A 13246-nucleotide genomic window follows, 5' to 3' on the forward strand; every position below is an offset into this window, starting at 1 on the left:
TACGCGACAAGGTGATGATGTCCTCCGAAGCTTTCGTTTCCGCGTGCCGCGACGCGATCGGCGCCGACCACGTGCTGACCGATCCGCACGATACCGAACCGTTCCTGACCGACTGGCGCCGCCGCTACAAGGGCGCGGCATGCGCGGTGCTGAAACCCGCGAACACGGCCGAAGTCGCGGCGCTCGTGAAGCTCGCCAACGCGCACGGCGTCGCGCTCGTGCCGCAAGGCGGCAATACGGGCCTCGCCGGCGGCGCGACGCCCGACGCGAGCGGCAGCCAGGCCGTGCTGAGCGTCGCGCGCCTGAACCGCGTGCGCGCGCTCGATCCGCACAACAACACGATCACCGTCGAAGCCGGCGTGATCCTCGCCGACGTGCAGGCGCGCGCCCGCGAAGGCGGCCGGCTGTTCGCGCTGAGCCTCGCGGCGGAAGGCAGCTGCACGATCGGCGGCAACCTGTCGACCAATGCGGGCGGCACCGCGGTACTGCGCTACGGCAATGCGCGCGAGCTGTGCCTCGGGCTCGAGGTCGTGACGCCGCAGGGCGAGATCTGGGACGGACTGCGCGGACTCCGCAAGGACAACACGGGCTACGACCTGCGCGATTTGTTCATCGGCGCCGAAGGCACGCTCGGGATCATCACGGCGGCGGTGATGAAGCTGCATCCGCTGCCGGCGGCACAGGTCACGGCGCTGGCCGCGCTCGAATCGTCGCACGCGGCGCTCGATTTCCTCGCGCTGGCGCAGCGCGCGGCCGGGCCGCTATTGACCGGCTTCGAGCTGATGTCGGATTTCTGCATGCAACTGGTCGGCAAGCACTATCCGCAACTGCGCTACCCGTTCGCGCAGCCCCATGCGCAAACGGTGCTGCTGGAGCTGTCCGACAACGAAAGCGAAGCGCATGCGCGCGCGCTGTTCGAGAAGCTGATGGAAGAAGCGTTCGAGGCCGGGCTCGTGGTCGACGCGGTGGTCGCGGAGAACCTCGCGCAATCGCGTGCGTTCTGGGATCTGCGCGAGCACATCCCGCTCGCGCAGGCCGACGAAGGGCTCAACATCAAGCACGACATCGCGGTGCCGATCTCGTCGATCGCACGCTTCATCGACGAGACCGACGCGGCGATCCAGCAGGCCGCGCCGGGCGCGCGCATGGTCACGTTCGGCCACCTCGGCGACGGCAACCTGCACTACAACGTGCAGATGCCCGAAGGCGGCGATGCGAAGGCGTTCCTCGCCGCGTTCCAGGCGCCGATCAACCGGATCGTCTACGACAACGTGCACCGCCACCACGGCACGATCAGCGCGGAGCACGGCATCGGCCAGCTGAAGATCGACGACGCGCAGCGCTACAAGTCGCCGGTCGAAACGACGCTGATGCGCACGCTGAAGGCCGCGCTCGACCCGCGCGGCCTGATGAATCCCGGCAAGGTCCTGCGCTGAAGCCGCCTACTCGGAGCGAATCCCGTGAAAGTCCGCGTTCTGTCCGACCTGCATCTCGAAAACAACCTGCCCGATGCGATCCCGCATGCCGACGCGGATCTCGTCGTGCTGGCCGGCGACATCCACAACCACGCGGAGGGCCTGCGCTGGGCCGCCGAAACGTTCGACCCGGCGGTGCCGGTGATCTACGTGCCGGGCAACCACGAGTATTACGACGGTGAATTCGGTGCGCTGGAGTCGTCGATGCGCGACGCGGCGCGAGCGCTCGACAACGTGCATTACCTGAACAACGGCGTCTATATCGATCCCGAACAGCGCTTTCGCGTGCTCGGCACGATGCTCTGGACCGATTTTTCGCTGTTCGGCACCGACGACGCCAGCATCGCGAGCGCAATCGACGCGGGGCTGCGCGTGATGCTCGATTTCAAGGGATTGATCCAGGTGACCTGGCCGCACGACGCGGCGCTGCATGCGGCACCGGGCGCGGCGGAACGGGATTTCGCGCCGGCCGACGCGATCGCGCTGCATCGGCAAGGTCGCGCATGGCTGGAAGCGCAACTGGCGGCGCCGTTCGCCGGCAGGACGATCGTCGTCACCCATCATGCGCCGCACCGGCGCTCGCTGGCGGAACGCTATGCGGAAGATCTGGCGTCGGCGGGGTTCGTCACGGACCTGGCGGAACTGGTGCGCCCGCCGGTGGATCTGTGGCTGCACGGCCACACGCATACGTCATTCGACTACGTGGCGGACGGCGGCACGCGCGTGGTGTGCAATCCGCGCGGCTACCTTCACCGGCGCACCGGCGAATGGGAAAACCCCGCGTTCGCGTGGGACAAGGTCGTCGAGCTCGGCTGAGCGCCGGGCCGGGCGGCCGCGTGGCACGGCCTTGCCGGCCCGAAGCGCGACGGCAGGATCAGCGGCCGGGGCGGCGCGGATCGCGCACGCGGACCGGCACGGGCTTCATCTGCGCCTTCGCCTTCATCGCACGCAGCAGGTCGCGGGTCGCCGCCGCGGCGGCAGCCGCGCCCAGCAGGACGCCAAGGCCGATCATCAGGTGCGTATCCATTGCTACTCCGGTGTGGTGTATCTCGTTGATTCCAACAGTATCAAACTGTCTGACACACGTTCGTAAAAAAATGTTGCGTGAAGGACAAATCTCGTCAGATTGCGGTCGACCGCGCTGTCATGTCGCACGCGTGTACTGTTCGAGCGCGGCTTCGTCGGCTTCGAGCGTGAGCGGCAACGTTTCGCGCAGGAAATCGACCCAGGTCCGGATTTTCGCGTCGAGGTACTGGCGCGACGGATACAGCGCGTAGATGTTCATCACGTGCGACCGGTACTCGGGCATCACGCGCACGATGTGTCCGCTGCGCAGCCAGCCGATCGCCGAATAGACCGGCAGCCCGCCGACGCCCATCCCCTCCCGCACGGCCACCGCGAGCGCCTCGGCGACGTTCACGCGGAACGGCGACGCCGTGACCGACACGACCTCGTCGCCGTCCGGCCCCGCCAGCGCCCATTCGTCGAAGTGAAAGCCCGGCGCGACCATCCCGAGGCACACGTGCTGCGCGAGATCGCCCGGCCGCTGCGGCACGCCGTGCGACTCGACGTAGCCCGGCGATGCACACACGACGCTATAGCTCTCGCCGAGCCGCTGCGACACGAGCCCCGAATCGGGCAGATCGCGGCCGACGACGATCGCGACGTCGTACCCCTCGTCGAGCAGGTCGGGCATCCGCTGCGCGAGCGTCAGCTCGACGTGCACGTCCGGATAGCGCTCGCGGTAGCGCGCGATGGCCGGCACCAGGTAGTGCTGACCGAGGCTCGTGAAGCAATGGACCTTCAGCTTGCCGGACGGCCGCGCATGCGCGTCGCCCGCCTCGGCTTCGGCCTGGTCGACGTACGCGAGGATCTGTTCGCAGCGTTGCAGATAGCGCTCGCCGGCTTCGGTCAGCGCGATCCGGCGCGTCGTGCGGTTCAGGAGACGCGTGCGCAGGTGCGCCTCGAGATCCGAGACCGCGCGCGACGCGTAGGCGGTGGTCGAATTCATCTGCTGGGCGGCCGCGGTGAAGCTGCCCGCGTCGACCACGCGGACGAATACCCGCATGTTTTGTAGCGTATCCATCCTGTTACCCCTATGAATCCGGAGGGATTGTTGCACAGGGTCGAACAAATATTATCTCAGGATTCGTAAAAATGACTTGCACCGTTGTCCGTTTATTCAGGAATCGCTGAAAAATATAATCGCCTCCGACTCATCTATATCCGAAAGGGAGAAAATCGTGCAGTCTCCGGCGACAAAAGGGACGCTCGCACTGGCGGTTCTTGCAGTCTCATTAATAATGGCCGGTTGCGCGAGCATGGGCGACAACAAGACCCAGTCCACCCGCATCGAGGCGAACGCGCTCGACGCGGGCGCGGCGATCCGCGCGGCCGACCGCGACGCGGGCTGGCCCGCCGCCGACTGGTGGCGCGCGTATCGCGATCCGCAGCTCGATGCGTGGATCGCCGCCGCCCAGACCGGCAACCCGACCCTCGCGGCCGCCGAGGCCCGCGTGCGCGAAGCGCAGGCGATGGCGCGCGTCGCGCGTTCGGCCGAACTGCCGCAGATCAACGGCAACCTGTCGCTGATGCGCGAGCACTGGCCGGACAACGTGTACTACGGCCCGGGCCCGCTCGCGAATGCCGACACCTGGAACAACACCGGCACGCTCGGCCTGTCGTACCACCTCGATCTGTGGGGCAAGGACAAGAACGCGACCGAGCGCGCGCTCGACACCGCGCATGCGAGCGCCGCCGACGCACGGGCGGCGAAGCTCGAACTCGAGGTCAACGTCGTGCGCGCGTATGTCGGCATGTCGATGAACTACGCGCTGCTGGATCTCGCCCACGAAACCTTCGAACGCCAGCGCGCGCTCGCCGATCTCGCACGCAAGCGGCTGCAGGCCGGCCTCGGCACGCAGCTCGAAGTGAGCCAGGCGGAATCGACGCTGCCCGACTACGAACGCCAGATCGACAGCTATGAAGAAGCGATCCAGCTCGCGCGCCACCAGCTCGCCGCCCTCGCCGGCAAGGGCCCGGGCGCCGGCGACGCCATCAAGCGGCCGCAGCTTGCGCTCGATGCGCCGGCCGGGCTGCCGTCGGCGCTGCCGGCCGACCTGCTCGGCCGCCGCCCCGACGTCGTCGCGGCGCGCTGGACGGTCGACGCGCAGGCGCGCGGCATCGACGTCGCGAAAGCGTCGTTCTACCCGAACATCGACCTGCTCGCGACGGTCGGCGGCTTCGGCGTGACCGCGCCGTTCACCGACTTCCTGCGCGCGATGAACGGCGGCTGGACGGCCGGCCCCGCGCTATCGCTGCCGATCTTCGAAGGCGGCCGGCTGCGCGCGCAGCTCGGCGCCGCGAATGCCGGCTACGATCAGGCGGTCGAGCGCTACAACCAGACGATCGTCGGCGCGCTCAAGGACATCGCCGACCAGGTCGTGCGGATCCGCTCGCTCGATACGCAGAAGAAGGACGCCGCGCGGTCGGTGGCGGCCAACGATCGCAGCTATCGACTGTCGCGCGAAGGCTTCCGCCGTGGGCTGACCGATTACGTGAACGTGCTGGTCGCGCAACAGCAGCTGCTGCGCGCGCAGGAAACGGCCGCCCGCATCGACGCGGAACGCCTCGCCGCGCACGCGCAGTTGATGGCCGCGCTCGGCGGCGGAGTCGAGACGGGCAAAGACGTTCCGGCGGAGGACCCACCCGCCGACGGCGCCGCCCCGTCGGGCGCGAAGCCCGCGGCGGCCGTTGCCCGGCCCGAGGCGTTCGCCGCTGCCGGCGCGTCCGGCACGTCCGGCACGTCCGGCACGTCCGGCACGTCCGGCACGTCCGGCACGTCCGGCACGTCGGCCGCACGGTAACGCGGAGCGCCCGCCATGTCAGCCTCCTCCCCCGCTTCCACGCCCGCCGGCGGCCCGTTCGCGGCCTGGTATGCCGCGCTCGGCGACTGGGCCCGCACCGACGGCGCCGCGTGGCTCTACCTGTTCAAGGCGCTGCTCGCCGCGTTCATCGCGACCGGCGTGTCGATGCGGCTCGACCTGCCCGCACCGAAAACGGCGATGACGACCGTGTTCATCGTGATGCAGCCGCAAAGCGGCGCGGTGCTCGCGAAGAGCTTCTACCGCGTCGCTGGCACGATCTTCGGACTGATCGCGACGCTCACCTTCGTCGGGTTGTTTCCGCAGCAGCCGCAATTGTTCCTGCTGGCGGTCGCGCTGTGGGTCGCCCTGTGCACGGCCGGCGCCGCGCGCAACCGCAACTTCCGCAGCTACGGCTTCCTGCTGGCCGGCTACACGACCGCGCTGATCGGGCTGCCCGCGTCGCAGCACCCGGACGGCGCGTTCATGAGCGCGATGACGCGCGTGGCCGAAATCATGGTCGGAATCGTGTCGGCCGGCGTGGTCAGCGCCCTCGTGTTTCCGCAGACCACCGGCGAGCAGATGCGCACGACGGTGCGCAAGCGCTTCGGCAGCTTCGTCGACTACGTCGCGGCGGCGCTGTCGGGCCAGCTCGACCGCGCGCATATCGAAACCATCCATACGCGCTTCGTCGCCGACGTGGTCGGGTTCGAGGCCGCGCGCAGCATGGCCGTGTTCGAGGATCCGGACACGCGGATGCGCAGCGGCCGCCTCGCGCGGCTGAACAGCGAGTTCATGAGCGCGTCGAGCCGGTTCCATGCGCTGCACCAGTTGATGAACCGGCTGCATGCGGCCGGCGCGCAGGCCGCGATCGACGCGATCGAGCCGTACTTCCGCGAGATCGCACCGCTGCTGCTGACGCCCGCCGGCGAACCGGTGCGCACGTCGGACGATGCGGGCCACGCGGCCGCGCAACTGCTCGCATGGCGCGACGCGCTGCCGCGCCGCATCCGCGCGACGCGCGCCGCACTCGAAACGCGGCCGGACTTCCCGCTGCTCGACTTCGACACGGCCGCCGAGCTGCTGTACCGCTTCATCACCGACCTGCACGAGTACGCGGCCACCTATGCGTCGCTGTCGACCGCGACGCACGAGCGCGAGCGCTGGATCGAGCGCTACGAGCCGCGCACCAATGCGACGGCGATGGTGATCGCGGCGATCCGCACCGCGACCGTGATCCTCGTGCTCGGCTGGTTCTGGATCGAGACCGCGTGGCCGAGCGGCGTGACGATGACGCTGACGGCGGCGGCCACCTGCGCGCTCGCGTCGTCGACGCCGCGCCCGACCGCGATGTCCGCGCAGATGGGCATGGGCACGGCGCTCGCCGTCTGCACGGGCTTCCTGCTGACGTTCGGCATCTATCCGCACATCGACGGCTTTCCGCTGCTGTGCGTCGCGCTCGCGCCGCTGCTCGCGATCGGCATCTTCATGACGCTGAAGCCGAAGCTCGCCGGCTACGGGATGGGCTACCTGATCTTCTTCAGCTTCCTCGCCGGCCCGGACAACATCACGCACTACGATCCGACCAGCTTCATGAACGATTCGCTCGCGCTCGTGCTGTCGATGGTGGTGTCGGCGATCGCGTTCGCGGTCCTGTTCCCGCCGACCGCGCCGTGGCTCAAGAAGCGGCTGTTCGCGGACCTGCGCCACCAGGCCGTCGCGGCCGGCCACGCGCGGCTCGCGGGCTTGCGCACGCGCTTCGAGAGCGGTGCGCGCGATCTGATGTACCAGGCGCACACGCTGTCGGCCGACCAGCCCGACGTGCAGCGCGACGCGCTGCGCTGGATGTTCGCGGTGCTCGAAGCCGGCAACGCGACGATCGACCTGCGTCACGAACTCGCGACGCTGCCGTCGGACCCGCGCTATGCGCCCGCGATGCCGTGGCGGCGCGCGATCGAGACGATGCGCGCCGCGCTGTCGGCGCTGTTCTCGAAGCCGAGCGCAGCGCGTTTCGACGCGACGCTCGCCGCGACCAACGCGGCGATCGACGCGACCCGGCAGACGCTCGATGCATTCGAGCCGTCGCGCGACGAGCGCCACCGGCTGCAGCGCATCCTGAGCCACCTGCATTTCGTGCGGACCGCGCTGCTCGACCCGGAATCGCCGCTCGAGCCGCTCAACCGCAATCGCCCCGTGCGTCCCCAACCAGGAGCCTCGTCATGATGCCGCGTGAAATCGCCATTCTCGATGCCTACATGCCCACGGTGGTGCTGATGTTCGCCCTCGGCGCGATCGCGACCTGGGCTGTCGACCGCCTGCTCGCCTACACGGGCCTCTACCGTCTCGTCTGGCACCCGTCGCTGTTCCGGGCCTGCCTTCTCGTCTGCATTTGCGGCGGACTGAGTCTTGCCGTTTACCGTTGATTCCGAACCATCATGATGCTCAGAAAACTCTTCGGCTTCGTCGCGACCGCCGTCATCCTTCTCGTCGCGATCCTCATCGGGCGCTCGCTGTGGGTGCACTACATGGACGATCCGTGGACGCGCGACGGGCGCGTGCGCGCCGAGATCGTCAACGTCGCGCCGGACGTGTCGGGCGCGATCGTCGAGCTGCCCGTGCATGACAACCAGCTCGTGAAGAAAGGCGACCTGATCATGCAGATCGACCCGTCGCACTACCAGATCGCGGTCGAGCAGGCGCAGGCGGCGGTGGCCGCCCGTCGCGCGGAACTGCAGATGCGCCGCGACGACGCGGCCCGCCGCGCGGATCTCGACGCGCTCGTCGTGTCGAAGGAAAACCGCGAGAACGCGGCGCACAGCGCGTCGAGCGCCGATGCGCAGTACCAGCAGGCCATCGCCGCGCTCGACGCCGCGAAGCTCAACCTCGAACGTACGCGCGTCGTGGCACCGGTCGACGGCTACATCACGAACCTGCAGACGTTCAAGGGCAACTACGCGGTGGCCGGCCAGGCGAAGCTCGCGATCGTCGACAGCCACTCGTTCTGGGTCTACGGCTACTTCGAGGAAACCAAGCTGCCGCGCGTGAAGATCGGCGCGCCGGCCGAAATGCGGTTGATGAGCGGCGGCGTGATGAAGGGCCGCGTCGAGAGCATCTCGCGCGGCATCTACGATCGCGACAACCCGCAAAGCCGCGACCTCGTCGCGGACGTGAACCCGACCTTCAACTGGGTGCGCCTCGCGCAGCGCGTGCCGGTGCGCATCAGGATCGACGAAGTGCCGGCCGACGTGGTGCTGTCGGCGGGCACGACCTGCACGGTCATCATCGATCCGGACCAGCAGAAGAAGTCGTGATCGCGCCGCGGCGGGGGGCGCCCCCCGGCTGCGTCATTCCCAGAAGAACCGGTAAGGCAGGAACGGCGACGGGCCGAGCCCGTATTCGCCGAACATGTTGCGCAGTCGCATCGCAAAGCCGATTGCGCCGACCACCGTCAGCGCAACGATCACGTGCCGGCGACGCATGCGCGGCACGTGCTGCAGCGGCACGAACTGGCAGCCCATCGCGAACAGCACGAGCCACTGGAAACGCAGCCCCGCGTAGCTGATCCGCGCGAGCGCAAAGCTCGCGATCTCGCAGACGAACAGGAACACGAGCGTGCGCGGCATGCGCGCAAGCAGCACCCAGCCGGCCACGAGCGTCAGCCATGCAAGCACGAGCGGCGCGCTGCCCGACATCTGCGCGGGTGGCGTAAACGCCGCATAAAGGCCGACCTTCGCGAGCAGCGCGTCGTGATGCATCGCGAACAACACGCCGCCGATCGCGGCGGCCAGCCCCGCATAACGCAGCACGCGCAGCCGTCCCACCTGCAGCAACACGACGAGCAGCGCCGCCGAGACATGCATGCCGGCCGCCGCGGCCGTGAATGCGATCGACGCGCCGTGCCGCCTGCGCGCCCAGGCGTCCGACGCGAGTTTCGCGACACAGAACGCGATGCCGTAGCGCAGCCCGCTCATCGCCATGTCGTAGAAGAACAGCGGAAAGATCAGCGTGGCGAATACGCACGCGTCCTCGGTACTCCGGCCGAACGCGGCGACGCACGCGACGACGACCAGCAGCGACAGGATCGCAGTCGCGACGCGCGGATCGTGTCCGACCCATTCGAGCGCCCGCACGAGCCACACGAAGCCCGGTTCGAGCGTGCGCGGCACGACCTTGAGGTTTCCGCTCCAGATGCCGGCGATGATATTGCGGTAGATCGCCGTGTCGGTGCCCGTTTGGCCCCGCAGCACGGCGAACGTGGCGGCCGGCGCGATGCCCGCCGCAAGCCATCGCCATGCGGCGACGCGTGCGCGCATGCCGAGCGCGGCGGACGCGAGCATGCCCAGGTACCCGATAAGGTAAATCGTCACTGTCATTGTTATGACCCGCTCGGCGTGCACGCGGGTGTCGGTGCACACGCGCGGGTTCTGGCCCCCAACTGTGTGGACGCGCATTCTAAGGGATTGCGCATAGGCCGACTGCCGGGTTTGTCACCAATCGACAGCATGCCGCCGATCTGCGCGCATCGCGGGCGGCCGACCCGCGACGCGGCGAGGCTCAGGCTGCGATACGAAAGCGCCCGACCAGCGACTTCAACGCCTGCGCCTGCTCGTCGAGTGCGTTCGCGGCAGCAGCGGCCTGCTCGACGAGCGCCGCGTTCTGCTGGGTGCCGGCGTCCATCTGCGTGACCGCGCGGCCGATCTCGTCGATCCCCGCGCTCTGCTCGTCCGACGCCGCCGAGATCTCGCCGATGATGTCGGTCACGCGCTTGACCGCGCGTACCACGTCGCCCATCGTGCGGCCCGCGTCGTGCGCGAGCGCAGCGCCGTTCGCCACGCGCTCGACCGACGCGCCGATCAGTTCGCGAATCTCCTTCGCCGCGGTCGCCGAGCGCTGCGCGAGCAGCCGCACCTCGCCGGCGACCACCGAGAAGCCGCGCCCCTGCTCGCCGGCACGCGCGGCCTCGACCGCCGCGTTCAACGCGAGAATGTTGGTCTGGAACGCGATCCCCTCGATCGTGCCGATGATGTCGCGAATGTTCTTCGCGCTGTCGTCGATCTCGCTCATCGTCGCGACCACTCGCCCGACGACCTCGCCGCCCGTCTCCGCCACCGTCGACGCATTGGCCGCGAGCGTGCTCGCCTGCCGCGCGTTCTCGGCGTTCTGCCGTACGGTCGACGTGAGCTGCTCCATGCTGGCCGCGGTGCGTTCGAGCGCGACGGCCTGCTGCTCGGTACGCCGCGACAGGTCGAGGTTGCCGGTGGAGATCTCGCCGGACGCGGCCGCGATCGCCTCGGCGCTCACCGCGATCTCGCCCACGGTGGCCGCGAGTCCCGTCTGCATCTCCGCCAGCGCGCGCACCATGCTGTCGCGGTCGTGCCGCGCAAGCGTGATCGGCCGCGTCAGGTCGCCGCGCGCGATGTCCGCGGCAATCTCCTTCGCGTGCGCGGGCTCGCCGCCGAGCTGCGACGCGAGGCGCCGCACGACGCGCTCGGCGATCGCGACGGCGAGCACGATCAGCGCGGCCGTCATCGCCGCGATCATCGCGAACGACGACGAAAAAATGGTCGCGGACGCATCGAGCGTCGCCTTCGACTTTTCGCCGCGCGTCTTCACGAGTTCGGCGACGAGTTTTTCGAGCTTGCCGGTTTCGACCAGCAGGGACACGTCCTGCGTGCCGACCTGCCAGTTCATCTGCGACAGGTCGAGCGGCTGCGCGCGCACGAGCGTGACGAAATCGCGCAGATGCGTGCTCCACGTGCCGACCGCCGTCGAGAATGCGTGCAGCCGCGCCGAATCGCCGGCATCGGCCGGATCCGCATGGCGCTGCAGCGTACCGAGCGCCTCGCCGATCGACGCGAGCCCCGCGCCCACCTCGGCGCCGAGCTCGTCGCGCTCCTTCGCGGTGGTCGCGGTCAGCAGCATCTTCTGCGCGCGGCTCGCCCGCAGCACTTCGGCGCGGACTTCCTCGGCCGCACGGCTCGCGACGTGCCCCTGCGCGTAGACCGACGCGATCGACGCATTCAGGCGGCTGATCTGCCACAGCGAAAACACGCCGATCGCGAGCGTGCCGGCCAGCAGGATCGCGAATGCGGCGCGCAACGTCGCCTTGACGGTCCACGGCCGGCGCGCGCGACGCGCCGCGTGCGCACGCCGAGCGGCGCGACCGCCGGCAACGTCGGGTGCGGCGGCGGCCGCACCGGCCTGTGGATGCAAAGATGCTGCTTTCATCGATCTACCCCGTATTGATCACGCTGCCGGAAAGGTCGGTCCGGCGTTCCCGCGACGGCTGGTCATGCCGCGCGTCATGCGCCCTGCCCGGCGGGTAGCCGGTGCCGGGCGCCGCGCGCCTGTTGTCATTGGGTCGTTCTACGGCCTGCGCCGCCGTTTCTTGAGTCCGGTAAAACACCACCCGGCCCGGCGCGCCCCCGCGGACGCGGCTGACACGCCGCCAGCGTTATACCCGTTCAAAAAAGCATGCACCGGCCGATCCGTCCCACGAATGTCCGATTCGCGATAAAACTTGTCCTGACATTCTCGATACGCCACATTACACTTCTTTGACGCAGCAACGATCCAGAACGCGCCGATCCCCAACAGAGCGCGCCAGCCACCTCAACTCGTTCAGCTCTCATGGAAACCAGCCTCGACTCCGGCTCCGCCGGTGCAACAGCCGCCCAGCCGTCCGCACCGCCCGTCGCCCGCACCGTCTATCCGGTGCTCGGCGCGATCAGCTTTTCGCACATGCTCAACGACATGATCCAGTCGTTGATCCTCGCGATCTATCCGATGCTCAAGACCCAGTTCGCGCTGTCGTTCGCGCAGATCGGCCTGATCACGCTGACTTACCAGATCACCGCGTCGCTGCTGCAGCCGCTCGTCGGCCTCTATACCGACAAGCGTCCGAAGCCGTACTCGCTGCCGGTCGGCATGGGCTTCACGCTCGCGGGGCTGCTGCTGATGTCGGTGGCGTCGAATTTCCCGATGCTGCTGGTGGCCGCCGCGCTCGTCGGCTGCGGCTCGTCGGTGTTTCATCCCGAATCGTCGCGGGTCGCGCGGATGGCGTCGGGCGGCCAGCACGGGCTCGCGCAGTCGGTGTTCCAGGTGGGCGGCAATGCGGGCTCCGCGCTCGGGCCGCTGCTCGCCGCACTCGTGATCATTCCGCACGGCCAGCACAGCATCGCGTGGTTCTCCGCGGCCGCGCTGGTCGCGATGATCGTGCTCACGCAGATCGGCCACTGGTACAAGAAGCATCCGTCGATGAAGAAGAAGGCCGCATCGGCCGGCCACCCGACGCTGTCGCGCGGCCGCGTGATGGGCGCGATCGGCGTGCTGGTGCTGCTCGTGTTCTCGAAGTACTTCTACCTCGCGAGCATCAACAGCTATTTCACGTTCTACCTGATCGACAAGTTCCACCTGTCGGTACAGGCCGCGCAGATCCACCTGTTCGTGTTCCTCGCGGCTGTGGCGGCCGGCACGCTGATCGGCGGGCCCGTCGGCGACCGGATCGGCCGCAAGTACGTGATCTGGGTATCGATCCTCGGCGTCGCGCCGTTCACGCTGCTGCTGCCGTACGCGAACCTGTTCTGGACGACCGTGCTGACCGTGATCATCGGCATCGTGCTGGCGTCGGCATTCGCCGCGATCCTCGTCTATGCGACGGAGCTGATGCCCGGCAAGGTCGGGATGGTCGCGGGCCTGTTCTTCGGCTTCGCGTTCGGCCTGGGCGGCGTGGGCGCGGCCGTGCTCGGCCAGCTCGCGGACGCGACGAGCATCCCGTTCGTCTACAAGGTGTGCTCGTTCCTGCCGCTGATCGGCGTGCTGACGGTGTTCCTGCCGGACCTCGAAAGCAGCCGGCGCAAGAAGGCATGACGAACGACCGGCCGCGGCGTGCGCGTCGCGGCCGGTCGA

At 68.7% G+C, this 13246-nt stretch carries 11 protein-coding genes; 7 read left to right on the forward strand and 4 right to left on the reverse strand.

Annotation, left to right across the window (positions count from 1 at the left end; genetic code table 11):
* The first annotated feature begins 14 nt into the window (after positions 1-14).
* Together C4B30_RS24675 and C4B30_RS24680 are read left to right on the forward strand one after the other, a co-directional pair.
* Positions 15-1436: an FAD-binding oxidoreductase gene (locus C4B30_RS24675; RefSeq protein ID WP_105133103.1), complete on the forward strand. Its 1422-nt coding sequence runs from the start codon at positions 15-17 to the stop codon at positions 1434-1436.
* Positions 1437-1460: 24 nt separating this feature from the next.
* On the forward strand, positions 1461-2291 hold the full coding sequence (locus tag C4B30_RS24680; RefSeq protein WP_105133104.1) for a metallophosphoesterase: 831 nt from the start codon (positions 1461-1463) through the stop codon (positions 2289-2291).
* A gap of 58 nt (positions 2292-2349) precedes the next feature.
* Here C4B30_RS24680 and C4B30_RS35715 read toward each other — a convergent pair whose 3' ends face one another.
* Together C4B30_RS35715 and C4B30_RS24685 are read right to left on the reverse strand one after the other, a co-directional pair.
* Positions 2350-2502, reverse strand: a complete 153-nt coding sequence (locus C4B30_RS35715) for a hypothetical protein (RefSeq protein WP_174429583.1) — start codon at positions 2500-2502, stop codon at positions 2350-2352.
* A 117-nt stretch (positions 2503-2619) separates the two neighbouring features.
* On the reverse strand, positions 2620-3561 hold the full coding sequence (locus C4B30_RS24685; protein WP_027784237.1) for a LysR family transcriptional regulator: 942 nt from the start codon (positions 3559-3561) through the stop codon (positions 2620-2622).
* A 157-nt stretch (positions 3562-3718) separates the two neighbouring features.
* Here C4B30_RS24685 and C4B30_RS24695 point away from each other — a divergent pair, with 157 nt between their 5' ends.
* The 4 genes from C4B30_RS24695 to C4B30_RS24710 are packed head-to-tail and all read left to right on the forward strand — an operon-like array spanning position 3719 to position 8649.
* Positions 3719-5341, forward strand: a complete 1623-nt coding sequence (locus C4B30_RS24695) for an efflux transporter outer membrane subunit (RefSeq protein ID WP_105133105.1) — start codon at positions 3719-3721, stop codon at positions 5339-5341.
* Positions 5342-5356: 15 nt separating this feature from the next.
* Positions 5357-7561, forward strand: coding sequence for an FUSC family protein (locus C4B30_RS24700; RefSeq protein ID WP_105133106.1), 2205 nt, complete (start codon positions 5357-5359; stop codon positions 7559-7561).
* A complete protein-coding gene (locus C4B30_RS24705; RefSeq protein WP_034207084.1) occupies positions 7558-7761 on the forward strand; it encodes a DUF1656 domain-containing protein in 204 nt (67 codons plus the stop codon). Before C4B30_RS24700 ends, C4B30_RS24705 begins: the two co-directional genes overlap by 4 nt.
* A gap of 12 nt (positions 7762-7773) precedes the next feature.
* Positions 7774-8649, forward strand: coding sequence for an efflux RND transporter periplasmic adaptor subunit (locus C4B30_RS24710; RefSeq protein WP_027784234.1), 876 nt, complete (start codon positions 7774-7776; stop codon positions 8647-8649).
* A gap of 33 nt (positions 8650-8682) precedes the next feature.
* Here the strand turns inward: C4B30_RS24710 and C4B30_RS24715 are convergent, their stop codons facing one another.
* Both C4B30_RS24715 and C4B30_RS24720 read right to left on the reverse strand, forming a co-directional pair.
* On the reverse strand, positions 8683-9711 hold the full coding sequence (locus C4B30_RS24715; RefSeq protein WP_158683524.1) for an EpsG family protein: 1029 nt from the start codon (positions 9709-9711) through the stop codon (positions 8683-8685).
* A gap of 181 nt (positions 9712-9892) precedes the next feature.
* On the reverse strand, positions 9893-11566 hold the full coding sequence (locus C4B30_RS24720) for a methyl-accepting chemotaxis protein (RefSeq protein WP_105133108.1): 1674 nt from the start codon (positions 11564-11566) through the stop codon (positions 9893-9895).
* 402 nt (positions 11567-11968) lie between these two features.
* On the opposite strand from C4B30_RS24720, the gene C4B30_RS24725 reads away from it, so the two are divergent.
* A complete protein-coding gene (locus C4B30_RS24725; RefSeq protein WP_105133109.1) occupies positions 11969-13207 on the forward strand; it encodes an MFS transporter in 1239 nt (412 codons plus the stop codon).
* Positions 13208-13246: the final 39 nt, after the last annotated feature.

The sequence above is a fragment of the Burkholderia sp. BE12 genome (genome assembly GCF_002959955.1).
Lineage (GTDB): Bacteria > Pseudomonadota > Gammaproteobacteria > Burkholderiales > Burkholderiaceae > Burkholderia.

What these genes read in the sequence shown, in the direction of transcription:
- C4B30_RS24675 (WP_105133103.1), top strand. Translation starts at nt 15, where the DNA reads ATGATGTCCTCCGAAGCTTTCGTTTCCGCGTGCCGCGACGCGATCGGC.
- C4B30_RS35715 (WP_174429583.1), bottom strand. Translation starts at nt 2,502, where the DNA reads ATGGATACGCACCTGATGATCGGCCTTGGCGTCCTGCTGGGCGCGGCT.
- C4B30_RS24685 (WP_027784237.1), bottom strand. Translation starts at nt 3,561, where the DNA reads ATGGATACGCTACAAAACATGCGGGTATTCGTCCGCGTGGTCGACGCG.
- C4B30_RS24700 (WP_105133106.1), top strand. Translation starts at nt 5,357, where the DNA reads ATGTCAGCCTCCTCCCCCGCTTCCACGCCCGCCGGCGGCCCGTTCGCG.
- C4B30_RS24705 (WP_034207084.1), top strand. Translation starts at nt 7,558, where the DNA reads ATGATGCCGCGTGAAATCGCCATTCTCGATGCCTACATGCCCACGGTG.
- C4B30_RS24710 (WP_027784234.1), top strand. Translation starts at nt 7,774, where the DNA reads ATGATGCTCAGAAAACTCTTCGGCTTCGTCGCGACCGCCGTCATCCTT.
- C4B30_RS24715 (WP_158683524.1), bottom strand. Translation starts at nt 9,711, where the DNA reads ATGACAGTGACGATTTACCTTATCGGGTACCTGGGCATGCTCGCGTCC.
- C4B30_RS24720 (WP_105133108.1), bottom strand. Translation starts at nt 11,566, where the DNA reads ATGAAAGCAGCATCTTTGCATCCACAGGCCGGTGCGGCCGCCGCCGCA.
- C4B30_RS24725 (WP_105133109.1), top strand. Translation starts at nt 11,969, where the DNA reads ATGGAAACCAGCCTCGACTCCGGCTCCGCCGGTGCAACAGCCGCCCAG.